Origin of the sequence: Geomonas sp., from assembly GCF_035254065.1 — a bacterium.
Classification (GTDB): domain Bacteria; phylum Desulfobacterota; class Desulfuromonadia; order Geobacterales; family Geobacteraceae; genus Geomonas.
In genome coordinates this window covers 1-13675 of sequence record NZ_DATFBA010000064.1, presented here as the reverse complement: position 1 = coordinate 13675, position 13675 = coordinate 1, and the positions used below count along the sequence as shown (strand labels likewise).

Annotated in this window: 16 protein-coding genes and 3 tRNA genes; all 19 read right to left on the bottom strand. The window is 63.7% G+C overall.

Annotation, left to right across the window (positions count from 1 at the left end):
* Positions 1-885: murein hydrolase activator EnvC family protein (locus VJ604_RS03490; protein WP_324079990.1), on the bottom strand; the 885-nt coding region annotated here is incomplete at its 3' end.
* Between the two features lies 1 nt (position 886).
* Positions 887-1831, bottom strand: a complete 945-nt coding sequence (gene ftsX, locus VJ604_RS03485) for a permease-like cell division protein FtsX (RefSeq protein WP_324079989.1) — start codon at positions 1829-1831, stop codon at positions 887-889.
* Entirely contained in the window at positions 1818-2489 is a 672-nt protein-coding gene (gene ftsE, locus VJ604_RS03480; protein ID WP_324079988.1) for a cell division ATP-binding protein FtsE, read from the bottom strand. The genes ftsX and ftsE overlap by 14 nt, the downstream gene beginning before the upstream one ends.
* A gap of 37 nt (positions 2490-2526) precedes the next feature.
* On the bottom strand, positions 2527-2943 hold the full coding sequence (locus VJ604_RS03475; RefSeq protein ID WP_324079987.1) for a type II secretion system protein: 417 nt from the start codon (positions 2941-2943) through the stop codon (positions 2527-2529).
* Between the two features lies 1 nt (position 2944).
* Positions 2945-3436: a type II secretion system protein gene (locus VJ604_RS03470; RefSeq protein ID WP_324079986.1), complete on the bottom strand. Its 492-nt coding sequence runs from the start codon at positions 3434-3436 to the stop codon at positions 2945-2947.
* 18 nt (positions 3437-3454) lie between these two features.
* Complete coding sequence (locus VJ604_RS03465) at positions 3455-6277, bottom strand: secretin GspD/PilQ domain-containing protein (RefSeq protein WP_324079985.1); 2823 nt, start codon at positions 6275-6277, stop codon at positions 3455-3457.
* 11 nt (positions 6278-6288) lie between these two features.
* Positions 6289-6978, bottom strand: coding sequence for a type II secretion system protein PulP (locus VJ604_RS03460; protein WP_324079984.1), 690 nt, complete (start codon positions 6976-6978; stop codon positions 6289-6291).
* The gene (gene pilO, locus VJ604_RS03455) at positions 6975-7529 is read right to left on the bottom strand and encodes a type 4a pilus biogenesis protein PilO (protein WP_324079983.1); all 555 of its coding nucleotides are present in this window, start codon (positions 7527-7529) and stop codon (positions 6975-6977) included. The genes VJ604_RS03460 and pilO overlap by 4 nt, the downstream gene beginning before the upstream one ends.
* Positions 7529-7867 carry a PilN domain-containing protein gene (locus tag VJ604_RS03450; protein ID WP_324079982.1) on the bottom strand — a complete coding sequence of 113 codons (339 nt, stop codon included), beginning with the start codon at positions 7865-7867 and terminating at the stop codon, positions 7529-7531. Before VJ604_RS03450 ends, pilO begins: the two co-directional genes overlap by 1 nt.
* Positions 7868-7908: 41 nt before the next feature.
* Complete coding sequence (locus tag VJ604_RS03445) at positions 7909-8058, bottom strand: hypothetical protein (RefSeq protein ID WP_324079981.1); 150 nt, start codon at positions 8056-8058, stop codon at positions 7909-7911.
* 1 nt (position 8059) lies between these two features.
* Positions 8060-8971, bottom strand: a complete 912-nt coding sequence (pilM, locus tag VJ604_RS03440) for a type IV pilus biogenesis protein PilM (protein WP_324079980.1) — start codon at positions 8969-8971, stop codon at positions 8060-8062.
* A gap of 6 nt (positions 8972-8977) precedes the next feature.
* A complete protein-coding gene (locus VJ604_RS03435) occupies positions 8978-10699 on the bottom strand; it encodes a GspE/PulE family protein (RefSeq protein WP_324079979.1) in 1722 nt (573 codons plus the stop codon).
* A gap of 4 nt (positions 10700-10703) precedes the next feature.
* Positions 10704-11909: a type II secretion system F family protein gene (locus VJ604_RS03430; RefSeq protein WP_324079978.1), complete on the bottom strand. Its 1206-nt coding sequence runs from the start codon at positions 11907-11909 to the stop codon at positions 10704-10706.
* Positions 11910-12085: 176 nt separating this feature from the next.
* Positions 12086-12268 (bottom strand): hypothetical protein, encoded by a 183-nt coding sequence (locus VJ604_RS03425; protein WP_324079977.1) that lies wholly within the window; start codon positions 12266-12268, stop codon positions 12086-12088.
* Entirely contained in the window at positions 12268-13005 is a 738-nt protein-coding gene (locus tag VJ604_RS03420; protein ID WP_324079976.1) for a polyprenol monophosphomannose synthase, read from the bottom strand. The genes VJ604_RS03425 and VJ604_RS03420 overlap by 1 nt, the downstream gene beginning before the upstream one ends.
* A gap of 188 nt (positions 13006-13193) precedes the next feature.
* Positions 13194-13270, bottom strand: a tRNA-Asp gene (locus tag VJ604_RS03415).
* Positions 13271-13350: 80 nt separating this feature from the next.
* A tRNA-Val gene (locus tag VJ604_RS03410) sits at positions 13351-13426 on the bottom strand.
* Positions 13427-13433: 7 nt separating this feature from the next.
* Positions 13434-13510, bottom strand: a tRNA-Asp gene (locus tag VJ604_RS03405).
* Between the two features lie 31 nt (positions 13511-13541).
* On the bottom strand, positions 13542-13675 hold a 134-nt coding region (locus VJ604_RS03400), incomplete at its 5' end, for an HU family DNA-binding protein (RefSeq protein WP_324079991.1).

Here is a 13675-nt window from a genome sequence, read left to right as displayed (position 1 = left end):
AACGATGGTTCCCTTGACCGGCAGGGAGAGCCTGCCCTTCTGGCTCCCCAGACCGTAGTCGGGCACCTGAGGCGAGGGGGGCAGGGAAGCCTGTGCGCTTCCCTTGCCACCAGGCTTTGAACTATACGCCTTTCTGTTGCGGGCTTCAAGGGCCTTTCTGGCCTCCAGCGCCGCCTTGCGGTTACGCGCCTCCAGCTTGGCGAACATCGCCTGCAGGCGGCTGGCGTTGGCCTGCAGCTCCTTGATGGAGGCCTGGTAGCTCTGCTTGTCCTGGCGCACCTTGGCAAGGTAGTTGGCCTTGCGGCTCTTCTCCTGCTCGATCTCCAGCTTCTTCGCCTCCATGGAGCGCCGGATCCCTTCCTTGCGGGCCGCCTCCTGCTCCAGGCGCCCCTTGAGGTCCTTCAGCCGGTCCATGTTCTGGTTGTACTGGGCGAACAGCTTCTTGTCGTTCTCCAGCACCCCCCGCATGTAGCGCAGGTTCTCGGACATCTGGGGAAGCGACTCGGAGGAGAAGAAGACCCTCAGGTTGCCGGTGTCGCCGGCCTTGTACAGCGCCGCCACCCTGCGGTTAATCTGCTGGCGCTTCTTTTCGGCCTCCTGGCGCTCACGCTCGATATCCTGCATAGTCTTGTCGACGCTCTGCCCCACCGAGGCGAGCTCGCGCCCGAGCGAGTTGAGGCTCGCCTGTTTCTCGGAGAGCGACTTCTGGATTTGCTGCAGCTCGCCGGAGACCTGGGTCTCCACCTTCTTGGTCTTGGTGAGGAGGGCGTTCTTTTCCTTGATCTGCTTCTTCACCCCCTGCAGGTCCTCCTTGACCCCGGCCAGGGAGAGGGTCGGCAGGAGGAGCAGCATGGTGAGGCAGGCTATGATGCGGGTAACTCTCATGCTAGACGTTCACGAAGCGGCGCAGCGAGGTGAGGCTGCCGATGAAACCGAGCAGCACCCCGCCCAAAAGCAGGCCGGCCAGATGGGTGGCGGGCAGGAAGCTGAGCCCGGCCGCGGCCGGATTCACGCCGAGGAAGCTGCCGGCGTTCTTCAGGAAGGCGAAGTAGCAGATCAAAAGCGCCAGCTGGGACAGGATGGCACCCAGGGCACCCTGCAGCACCCCCTCGATCAGGAAGGGGGCCTTGATGAAGAGCCGGGTGGCCCCCACCAGCCCCAAGAGCTCCAGCTCGTCCTTCCTCGCGTAGATGGTGAGCTTGATGGTATTGGAGACGATGAAGAGCACGGTGATGCCGAGGAAGCTTCCCAACAGAAGGCCCATCAGCCTGAACAGGTTCATGAAGGTTGAAAAGCGCCTCACCCACTCCTCGCCGTACTGCACCTCCCCGATCCCCTCCACCTTTTTCAGGGCGGAGACGTAGGCGGTGACCTGGGCACTGTCGCGGTGGTCCCGGTCGAGGCCGATCTCCAGCGAAGCGGGGAGCACCTCCGGGGTGATTCCCTCCAATAGCGACTCCTGACCCTTCAGGCGGCTCCTCAGCCGCTGCTCGGCTTCCTGCTGGGTGACGAAGGTCACCTTGGTGGTGCCGGGGATCGACTTCACCCTCGCCTTGAGGGCCGCCACCGCCAAGGGGGCCGGCTCCTTGTCGAAGTAGGCGGTGACCTGCACCTTGTCGCTCCATCCTTCCGCCATCCCCTGCAGGTTCACGTAGACCAGCAGGAACAGCGAGGCGATCAAAAGGGCCAGCGCGATGGTCCCCACCGTCACCACCGAAACGAACGGGTTTTGCCTGAGGTTTGCCAGGGCACGTTCGGAAAAGTAGCGCAGCCGTCCGAAGAACCCCTCCTGGGCGAGCTTTGGGCGTACTGCCTGCTTATTTTTGGACATCTTGATCCTCCAGTACCCTTCCCTTCTCCAGCCGGATCACCCGACGGTGGGAGTGGGCGATCACCCGCTTGTCGTGGGTGGCGACCACCACCGTGGTGCCCCGGATGTTGGCCTCCTTGAAGATGGCGAGGATCTGCTCCTTGTTCTCGTCGTCCAGGTTGCCGGTCGGCTCGTCCGCGATCAGGATCTTGGGATCGTTCACCAGCGCACGGGCCAGCGCCACCCGCTGCTGCTGTCCGCCCGAGAGCTTCAGGGGAGTGGCGTTGATCTTGTCCTCCATCCCCAGCTGTTTGAGGATGTGGTAGACCTTCTTGCCGATGTCGCGCTTGCCCCAGCCGAGCACTTCCAGGGTGATGGCGACGTTCTCCAGCACGGTGCGGTTGGGGAGCAGCTTGTAATCCTGGAAGACCACCCCGATCGAGCGGCGCAACAGGGGGATCTGCGAGCGGGTCAGCCTGGAGAGGTTGACGCCGTCGATCAGCACCTGCCCCCGGGAGGGAGCGAGATCGGCGTAGAGGAGTTTCAACAGGGTGGACTTGCCCGCCCCCGACTGTCCGGTCAAAAAAACAAAATCCCCTTTGGGGATCTTGAGGTTGACGTCGGTAAGCGCCGTGGTTTCACCCTGGTAGGACATCGATACGTTGTGCAGTTGAATCATCTGTGCCTCTTTGCTTGCTGCCCGGCGGGAATCCGCCTTACCATTCCGCGTACGGCTTGCCGTCGGAGCCTACCAGGGTGGAGCCGCTGTGCACATCGGCGATGCCGGAGGCAGGCTGTCCCTCGGCGGGGGGCGGCGCCGGATCGGTCTTCCAGGTGTCGGCGGTCTTGGTGAAGGGGTCCTTGGGGACTTCCTTGAGATACTTGTTCTTGTCGTCCACCAGCGCCTGCAGGGTTTCGGGCCACTTGCCCTGGTCGGCCCAGTACTGGTCTATGGCGGAGCGCATCATGTAGAGATCCTCGCGCAGCACCGACTCGCGGGCCCGGATGATCCCCCACTGGTAGTTGGGCGCCGCGATGGAGGCGAGGATGCCGATGATGGTGAGCACGATCATGAGCTCGATCAGCGTGAAGCCCCGTTCGGTTTTCAGAAGTCTCTGGAACCTCTTTAACATCTCACCAGTCCTTGTATTTGGTTCCGTCGATGGCGGTTTCCTCGCTCAGGGAGGAGACGTCGAAGACGTCTTTCCCCCCCCACGAGTTGGAATCGATATCGTCGTTGTAGGCACGCAGCTTCCAGCGCACCTCGTCGCCGGCCACCTTGTGGAACGGGTCCATGGGGATCCTGCGCAGGAACTTCTTCTTGGTTGGGTACAGCCCGCCGAAGTCAAACCCATCCACCAGGGTCTGCAGCGTCGCAGGGTACCCCGACTCGTCGACCACGACCTGCAGCTTCCCGTCCTGCACCGCCTTGTCGTAGGTCTTCTTGTAATCGTCCAGGGCGCCCCTGATCTCCCGCAGATCACGCTTAAGCTCGATCTCCTTCGACCGTTTGTTGGCCAGCTGGATGGAGGGAAGGACCATGGCCCCCAGGATCCCCAGGATCACCATGGTGACGATCAGCTCGATCAGGGTGAGGCCGCGGTTATTGTTTAACAGTCTCGACATGTTCAGAAGCCCTTGAGGCTACTTTACCTCCACTACCGAACGGAAGGCGGTCACCGGTATCTGAGAGCCGTCCTTGGTGGTAAAGGTCGTGTTGGTCAGCCCCAGCGCGGTCGACCCCTTAGTGATGGGCTTGAAGGTGATGGTGGCGAGGGAACCGTCGCCGGTAATGCCGGTACCATCCTGCCTGGACTCGGAGATCCAGACCAGTCCCTTCTTATGATCGTCGAAGGCCTGGAAGCTCGCCGGCACCCCATCCTTCTGCAGCAACGGGCCTTGCGCCTGAGATGAGACCACCAGCGCCTGCGGATCGTAGCTGACTCCGAAAATGGCGTTGTAGAGGTCCTTCCCACCCGCGGCATTGACCTGCACCGTGAACTCCTTGTTGACCGGAACGCTGCTGGGCAGTGACAGCGAAAGCGCTACCCTGGAGGTCGCAGTCTTGGCAGCCGGAGTGGCGCTGGCCGGAGCCGCTGCACCAGCGGGAGCCGCTGCACCAGCCGGAACTGCCGCACCAGCGGGAGCCGGATTGCCCGCCGGAGCCGGATTGCCCGCCGGAGCCGGAGTGTCAGCCGGAGCAGGAGCGCCAGCAGGAGCCGGAGCCCCAGCAGGAGTCGGAGCAGCAACCGGAGCCGGAGCGGCTGCGGGCGCGGGAGCCGGCGGAGCAGGTACCGGCGGAGCCGGAACACCGGAGTCGGCTTTGGCAACCGGTGCGGCGACACCAGCGACGGGTGCGGCAACCGGGGCGGCGACCACTGGTGCAGCAACAACGGGAGCAGGAGCTGCAGCCGGACCCGCCGCGGGACCCGGAGCCGGAAGGGGGGTCGGAGGTGGAACCATGTCAACTGGAGCCGGAGCTGCGCCTGCCGGAACCGGAGCTGCCCCAGCCGGAGCCGGTGCGACAGCAGGTGCGGGTGGTTTTACGGCCGCGGCGGCCGCTGCAGCCGCCCCGCGGGCACGGGCACCGGGACTCCCCGCCGGTCCCTGGTCGGTGGCGGTCTCGGAATCATCGTTGAAGGCGGAGTACGGCTTGTTGACCGAGGGCTCGTCTTCCTTGCCGGACCAGAAGGCGGCGACGTCCCCCTCGGGCATGGTCACCCCGCGCACGATCCTGGGGGTGATGGCCAGCATCAGCTCCGACTTGTTGTTGGAGTTGTTGTTGTTGGTGAACAGCGAGCCGAGCAGCGGGATGTCCCCCAACAGCCAGATCTTCTGCTTGCTCTCGGTCTTCTGTTTGGTTATCAGGCCGCCGATGATGCTGGTCTCGCCGTCCTTCAGGGAAAGCACCGTGTCCAGGTTCCTGGTACCGATGGTGACCACCGTGGTGGCCTGGTCGGTGCCGATGGTGTCCTTCTGCAGAATGGAGCTGACCTCCAGGCCGAGCTTGATGGAGACCTCGTTGTTGATCTGGATGACCGGCTCCGCGTTCACCTTGACCCCGACGTCCACGTACTGGACGTTGACGCTCACCCCGCCGCCGGAGGGGGACGAGGTGGTGGTGATCGGCACCCTGGTCCCCACGTTGAACTTCGCTTTTTCCCTGTTCTTCACCCGGATCTTGGGATTGGCGAGGGTCTCGCCGTTGGAGAGGGTCTTGCCGAAGTTGAAGGTCGCGTTGGGGACGGTCAAGTAGCCATTGTATCCCTTGTAGAAGAAGAAGTTCAACAGGTTGTTGGTGGTGGCGTTGGTGGTGGTGGAAGTCGTGCTGTTGGTGGTCACCGAGCTGAGCGAGTCGGCGAAGAAGGAGCTGCTCCCCGGGGGGGTGGCCACCGCGGTGATGCCGTACTTGGAGAGCGCCAGGCCGAAGGTCTCCGCATCGTTCTTGGAGAGCTCGAACACCTCCACCTCGAGGAGCACCTCGGGGTCGGGCACGTCGTTAGCCTCCAGGATCTTGCGCGCCACCTCGATCACCTCCGGAGTGTCGCGGATCACCAGGGCGTTCAGCTCGTCGTTCACGTAGATCTTCTTCACCTGCAGCATGGTCCTGATCAGGTTGACCGCCTTCTTGGCCTCCAGCTTGTTGAGGTAGAAGGTCTGCACGAAGAGTTCCTCGTACTGCTTGGTCTTGTCGGGGGTCTTCGGGTAGATGATGATGGTGCTCTCGTTCAGGACCTTCCTGTCCAGCTTGTGCATGCCGGTGATGATGGCCATGGCCTGCTGGAAGGTGGCGTTCTCGAGGTAGAGGGTGACACTGGTGTCCTTGACCGCCTCGTCGAAGACGAAGTTGATCCCGGAGAGCTGGGTGAGGATGGCGAAGATGTCCTTGAGCTTGGCGTCCTTGAACTTGAGGGTGATCGGCTTGGTGGACTTGAGGTTCAGCTCGTAGCCGTCCAGCTTCTGGTGCTTGCTGACCGTCAGCCGCTCCACCGCCGCCTTGGCTTCCTTGTTGTCAGGCTGGAACTCCAGCGCGTGCCGAAGGGAGAGCATCGCCTCGCGCGGCTTGTTCTTCTTCTCGAAGTCGAGCCCCTCCTGGAGGTAGGTCTGAGCGTTTCTGAGCTTCAGCACCAGGTCCGCCTGCTGCTTGGCCTGCGCCTTGGTCGGGTTGATGGCGTAGGCGGTCTGGTACTCGGAAAGAGCCGCGTCGTAGTTCTTCTGGGCGAAGAACGCCTCCCCTTTCTTGAAGTGCTGGTTGGCGGCGGCATCCGCGGCGGAAAGGAGCTTGGCACGGTACTCCGAAACCTCAGGGTAGGCGGTCGCCGCCTGGGCGTACTTGACCAGGGCAGCGTCCAGATTACCGTCACGCTCGAGCGCAACCCCCTTGTCGAAGGTGGTACGCCCGGCGGTACAGCCGGAGAGAGCCAGCGTTGCCAGCATCAGTATGCGGAAAGATCTTTTACGTAGCATGCAGTTGCTCCTTAACGGCTCCTACCAGCCTGGCGTGGCAGCGGCCTGTTGTCCGCCAGCGGTATCACGAGCTCGTTCCCTCCGATGACCGGCTTCAAGGTGATGGCCTCATCGGTGATGTCCTTCACCACAAATTTATTGGCAAGGGTGGCTCCCTTTTTGGCCAGCAGTATCTGGTCCTTGTAAGAGAGGAACACCGTCTTGTTGCCGTTTTTCTTCAAATAGCCGAGGAAGGCCAGATTCCTCATCTCGGCCTCGGCGAGCTGCTCCGGGGTGGGCGGAGGCGGAGCCGGCGCCGGGGGTGGCGGAGGAACATTCGCCTGCCCCAACGGCCTGGGGGGCGGCAGCGGAGGCAGCGGCTTGAAGGGGGGAAGCTTGACCTCCTCCCTGAAGATCGGGCTGAAGATGTCACGGCTAGGCGCCACGTAGCGCGGCGGCTCGCGGTCCAAAAGTGCGAGCTCCACGCCCCCTTGCTGGGATGCGGCAGGTGCGGCGGTTCCCGGCGTGGGGGCGGCAGGTGCGGCGGTTCCCGGCCGACGGGCAGCAGGGGGGACTGTTCGCGGCCTCGACGCGGCGGCCCGCGCCCGCTGGAGTTCCTGCGGGGTCGCCTCCCGCTGCCGAGGCGAGCGTATGACGGCGTAGATGACGGAGCAGATCAGCAAGATCACTAAGACGGCCAGCGCGGCCTTCTGGCGGTTCATGTCCCCTCCATCTTGAGATAGACGGTGACATGCACCTGGAGGTCCACCATCTCGCTGGTTTGACTGCTGTTGCCAAGGCTCACCGAGTCGAGGGTGACCGCCTCCGGGTAGCGCGACAGGTCGGCTATGAACCGCTTGATGGAGGCGTAGCTCCCGGAGACCGAGAAGGCGAGCTGGTAGGAGGCCACGCCCGGCTGCTCCTTGATGACGGAGGGTATGTAGGAGATCCCCTTCAGGGAGAGCTGGTCGCTCTTGGCGGTCCCGAACAGCTTGCTCAGGAAGGCGGCGAACTCCGGCTTGGGGATCAGCCGTTTCTGGAACAGCGCCAGGTCCCGCTGGGTGTCGGCGTAGCTCTTACCCACCGTCGGGCTCTGCCCGGACGCCTGCAACTGGCGCTTGGCGAACCACTCGTCCTGCACCTGCTGAAGTTCCGGGCGCTGCCAGCCGGAAAGGTAGCTATAGAGCGCCAGGTTCAACACGACGAGAAAGCCGAGCAGCAGGAAAGACTTCGGCCGGGCGGCCACTATTTCGCGCAGCGTCTCGTAGTTCATCAGTAGAGTACCTTGCAGCGGACGGAGAAGGTGATCCCCTGCTGCGTCTTGCCCATCTTGGCCTCGGCCTCGTTCAAAAGGTAGACGTCCGAGAAGCTCCTGGAGCGCTCCATCTGCTCCAGAAGCTGGCGCAGGTTGTTGAAGGAACGGGCGGCGCCGGTGATGGAGACCTGCTGCCGGTCCTTGGCGTCGGGGTGCAGGGCCGTGATGGCTACCCCCTCCGGTACCACCTCTTCCAGCCGGTCCAACAGTCCCAGCCAGTTCATGGTCTTGCGCTCGATCACCGAGTTGGCGAAGGCCACCCGGGCGGCCTGCACCTTGAGCTGCCCCTCGCTCACCGCCGGCCCGTGAGGTCCATGCAGGGTGGCGATCTGCGTCTTCAGGCGGGCGAGATCCGCCTGGTTGCTGCCGTCTCGCGCACCCTGACCAGCAGCAGCAGAGCCAGCGCCAGCAGGGAGAGCGCCAGCAGCGTGTCGATGCGGCGCAGGTTCAGGTAGCGGCGGGTGGCCAGGTTGATGGTGAACTTCATCTCACAGGCTCCTCAGGGCGGCGCCCAGCGCAGCGGGCAGCCCCTGCAGGGCGGCGCGGTCGACGGGACCGGCCTGCAGGTTCACCAGGCGCTCGGGGTCGAGCAGCACCGGCTCCAGGCCGGTCGCCTCGGCCACCACCCCCCTGAACCCCTCGGCGTCGGCGGGGGGGGCCATGCAGAAGACCTCCTCCACCAGCTGGCCGGGGAAGCGGTCGCGGTAGACCAAAAGCGAGCTGTTGACCTCGCGGTAGAGGTTGGAAGCCTCCCCCGCGGTCTCCTTGGTGCGGTAGAAGGAAAGCACCCCACCGTAGAAGATCAGCACGGTGAGCGATCCCCGGTAGAAGGTGATCAGGGCGCCGTTGTCGGACATCTCCAGGCGCGGCTCGAAGAGACGGTAGAGGTTGAAGGAGGTGAAGTCGATCAGCTGCGGCTGCAGCCCGGCGGACGACAGGAGCTCCTCGTACTGCGCCACCACCGGCCGCGAGATCAGGGAAACCAGCAGCGAGACGGCGCCGTTCTCCATCTCCTCCAGGGTCTGGTAATCGAGGTGTACGGTGCCGATGTCGAAGGGAAGGCTTTTCTTGAGCTTCCAGCGGATGATGTCCAGCCCCTCTTCCCGGTTCCGGAAGCGGGCCTCCAGGTCGAGCAGCACCACCCGTCCGCAGGCGTCGGGGAGCGAGACCGACACCCTGTGCTCCTTGGTCAAAAGGCGCAGGTGCGCCTCCCTGAGGGCGGTGACGAACTGCTGGCTCTGCAGCACGTTGGGCTCGCGGCGGGAAAGCGACAGCGTGCCGGCCGGAAGCGGGACGAAAACCCCACCCTCCACGGCAAGCCCCTTCCCCCGCGAGGCGAGCGCGAACGCTACCCCTTCGCTGGAGATCTCCAGCCCGAGTGCCCTCCTGGACATCAGCATGACAAGCTACTCCACAAAGGTGACACGGTTGATCTCCTTGAGCGTCGTTTCGCCGGCCAGCACCTTGGACACCGCCGACTCCCTCAGGAAGGAGGTGCCGGCTTCCTTGGCCGCCTTCTTGAGCGCGGCGACCGGCGCCTTGGTGATGATCAGCTCCCTCACCTCGTCGTTTAAATCCAGAAGCTCCACGATGGCGCTTCTGCCCCGGTAGCCGGTGCCGTTGCACTCGTCGCAGCCGACCGCCTCGTACAAGGTCACCCCGCGCGCCCGCTCCGGGTCGATGGCCGACTCCCTGAGTTCGGTCTCCGAGATGGCCACCGGTCGCTTGCAGGCGGGGCAGATCTTCCTGACCAGGCGCTGGGCCATCACGCAGTTCAGGCAGGCCACGAAGTTGTAGGGGTCGATCCCCATGTGGGTGAAGCGGCCGATCACGTCGAAGACGTTGTTGGCGTGCACGGTGGTGAAGACCAGGTGGCCGGTAAGCGCCGACTGCACGGCGATCTGCGCGGTCTCGGAGTCGCGGATCTCGCCGACCATGATCTTGTCCGGGTCGTGGCGCAGGATCGAGCGGAGGCCGCGGGCGAAGGTAAGCCCCTTCTTCTCGTTGACCGGGATCTGGGTGATGCCGGAGAGCACGTACTCGACCGGGTCCTCGATGGTGATGATCTTCTCCAGCCCGGTGTGGATCTCGGTGAGCGCGCCGTAGAGCGTGGTGGTCTTGCCGCTGCCGGTAGGGCCGGTGACCAGCACCATCCCGTAGGGCTCCCTGATCATCTTCCTGAACCGTTTGATCTCGTGGGGGGCCATCCCCAGCGTCTCCAGGGTGAGTCCCCTGATATCGGAGGCGATTGACTCCTTGTCGAGGATACGGATGACTGCGTCCTCGCCGAAGGCGCTCGGCATGATGGAGACGCGGAAGTCGATGGATTTGCCGGCGATCCTCACCTTAAAGCGGCCGTCCTGCGGGATGCGCCGCTCGGAGATGTCCAGCTCGCTCATGACCTTCAGCCTGGAGATGAGCGGCCCCTGGAAATGGATGTCGATCGGGTCGGTGGCCCGGTAGAGCACGCCGTCGATGCGGTACTTGATGATCACCCCTTCCTGGGTGGTCTCGATGTGGATATCGGAGGTGCGCCTGGTGAGGGCGTCCAGGATGGTGGAGTTGACCAGCTTGATGATCGGGCTGGTGTCGGCGGTGACGTTCTCGACCGCAAGGACCTCCTCCCCCTTATCGGTCTCGGTCACCAGCTGAATCATGAAGTCCTCGGAGACCTCCTTCAAGACCCGGCTGGTCCCCTCCCCCTTCTTCAGGTAGGCGGCGATCTCCGACTCCTCGGCCACCTTGAACAGCAGCGGCCGCTCCAAGAGCAGCGACATCTCGTCGAGCTGCACCACGGCGGTCGGGTCGGCGATGGCCACCACCAAGAGGTCGCCGCGGAGCTCCAAGGGGATGAAGTGGAAGCGGAACAGCAGGTCGGGGGGGATCTGGTTGAAGATGTTCTCCTCCGGCCGGACCCCCCTGAGGTCCACGTACTCCATGGCGAACTGCTCGGCCAGCGCGCGGGCCAGCGCGGTCTCGGAGACCAGCCGGTCGGAGAGACAGATGGCCCCCAGCCGCTCGCCGGTGGCCTGCTGCCGGTCCAGCGCGTAGGCCAGCTGGTCGGGGGTAAGCTCCTCCATCTCCAGCAGGATGTCGCCCAGTTTTTTTCTGCGAAACGGTTTCAGCATATGGTTAACCTACCGTGCCGGCTATCTTGAAGATCGGCAGATACATGGTGACGATGATGGTGCCGATCACCACCCCCATCACGATCATGATGGCGGGCTCGATGGCGGTGGTCAGCACCTGCAGGTTCCTCTCGATCTCGTCCTCGAAGTAGTCCGAGATGTCGGAGAGCATCTCCTCCATGCTCCCGGTGGTCTCACCCACCGACAGCATGCGCAGGGCCAGGGGGGGCATCAGCTTGATGCTCTCCAGGGCGACGGAGAGCTTGCTCCCCTCCTCCACCCGGATCACGGCGCTCAAGAGCCCGCGCTCCAGGACCCGGTTGTTGAGGGTCCCCACCGACATCCTGAGCGCCTCCACGATGGGGATGCCGCTCCCCAGCACGGTGGAGAGGGTGCGGGTGAAGCCGGCCACCGCATAGCGGGTGGCGATCGGCCCGATGAAGGGGGCCTTCACCTTCATCCGGTCCACCGCGAAGCGCCCCGACTCGGTCTCCTTCCAGCGCCGGAAGGCGCCCGCCGCCAGGAAGCCGATGCCGATGAAAACCAGCAGGTAGTGCCTCAGGAAACCGGTGAAGTTGATCAGCATCTGGGTCGGCACCGGCAGGGCCGAGCCTGATTCCGCGTAGATCTGGCTGAAGGTCGGCACCACGTAAACCAGCAGCAGGGAGATGGCAGCCGCGGCGACCGTGATCAGGATGGCCGGGTAGAACATGGCGGCGATGATCTTCCCCCGGAACCCCTCGGTCCTTTTCAAAAAGGCGATGTAGCGGCGGATGGTCTGCGGCAGGTCGCCGGTCCGCTCGCCTGCCTGAATGGAGGCGATGTAGAGGTGCGGGAAGACCCGGGGGTGCCGCTCGAAGGCGACCGAGAGCGGCATGCCACCCTTGACGTCCTCGCGCACCATGCTGAGCACCTCGTTGAGCTTGCCCCCCTCCGATTCCAGGATGGTATCCAGCGCCTGCAGGATGGGAAGCCCCGCCTTCAGGAGCACCAGGAGTTCCTGGTTGAAAAGGAGCAGGTCCTTGGCGCTGATCCTGCGCCGGCGCCCCCCCTTCTCCAGCAGGAACTGCAGGGGCTTCTTCCGGAGTTCGAATACGGTGAGTCCCTGGTCCTCCAGGGTCTGCCTGAGGAGGTCGGCGCTGACGGCATCGTACTCCCTGGCGATGATCTTGCCGTCGGAGGTACCTATCTTACAGGTAAAGATCGGCATAAGGCATTATGAGTACCATAAATGTTAAAGAATTAAAACATATAAAACAACCGGCGGGGCCCCGCGGGCAGGGCCGGGAGGAGGCGCGAGAGGAGGGTTTCACGGGGAGGACCTGTGCGACGGGACCGGCCGAAAGGACGGGTTTTCGCCGGTGGTCCCCTCTCCGGTTCACGCTGTCACGCGTTGGCCATGCCGACCATCCAGAGCAGAAAAAAGAGCAGCAGGAGGGCGCCCCAGAGAAGCCCGTTGCGCCGCTCGAAGCAGTCACGGGCCGGGAAGGCCTTCAGGATGAAGCCTGCCGTGCACCCAACGAACCCCCACAGTCCGGCCAGGGTCAGCATGCTCCACAGGTTCGACATCAGCGTCTCCCTCCCGAAAGCGCCCTGAACAGGGAGCCCACCTTGAGCTTCCAAACCATGAGCACCGCCTCGCGCACGATCTTCTTGGACATCTTGGAGGTCCCGGCGTGCCGGTCGATGAAGATGATCGGCACCTCGGCCACCTTAAAGCCGCGCTCCACCGCGCGGTAGTTCATCTCGATCTGGAAGGAGTAGCCGTCCGAGCGGACCCGCGAGAGGTCGATGGCCTTGAGCGTCTGGGCGCGGAAACACTTGAAGCCGCTGGTGCAGTCCTTGATGGTGAGTCCGGTGATTACCCTGGTGTAGACCGAGGCGAAGTAGCTCAGCATGAGCCGGCGCAGAGGCCAGTTTACCACGCTGATGCCGTTCAGATAGCGCGAGCCGACCACCACGTCGCACTCCTTGATCTTCTCGAAGAAGACCGGCAGGATGCTCGGGTCGTGGGAGAAGTCGGCGTCCATCTGCACGATCAGCTCCGCCCCCATCTCCAGGGCGCGGGCGAACCCTTCCCGGTAGGCGGACCCCAGTCCCAGCTTGCCGGCCCGGTGCAGCACGCTGACCCGCCCGGTCTCCGCCGCCAGCCGCTCGGCGACCTCACCGGTGCCATCGGGGGAGTTGTCGTCCACCACCAGCAGGTGGATGGAGGGGTCCTGGGAGAGGACCTCCTTGGCCAGCCGCTGGAGGTTGTCCCTTTCGTTGTAAGTCGGAATGACGACGATTGCTTTGCAGGGGTTCAAGGTGACTCGCTTTAGTTTCAGGTAGCTCTCGGTCCGGCCTGAACAGGGCGCCAGGCAGCCGTCAGATATCCTAGAGAGGATAAACGATACCACACGGTTAAGTCAACGGAGGAAAGTGGCGGCGAGGGGTACGCGAGCCCTGCAGGATAAAAAAAAAGGCCGCGAAAAGCGGCCCTTCTTTTTTAGGATGGCGGGGTTGACGGGGCTCGAACCCGCGACTTCCAGCGTGACAGGCTGGCACTCTAACCGACTGAGCTACAACCCCCCGACTCTCAAGCAGCCGCCCGGTGCGGACAGCTACTCCCTATGCAGTTTTTTTTGCAGATGCCGGCAGGCAATTCATAATGGTGGGCGAAGAGGGGATCGAACCCCCGACATCCAGCTTGTAAGGCTGGCGCTCTCCCAGCTGAGCTATTCGCCCTTATGAATGGCGGGGTTGACGGGGCTCGAACCCGCGACTTCCAGCGTGACAGGCTGGCACTCTAACCGACTGAGCTACAACCCCGCATCTGCATCAAGACCCGCTGAGGGTCTTGTTACTCGTTAACCAGTGCCTTCAGGGTGTTGCCCGGTTTGAACTTGGGAGCAGCGGAGGCCGGGATGTCGATGGCCTTACCGGTCTGCGGGTTCTTGCCGGTGCGCGCGGCGCGCTGGGCGACGCTGAAGGTGC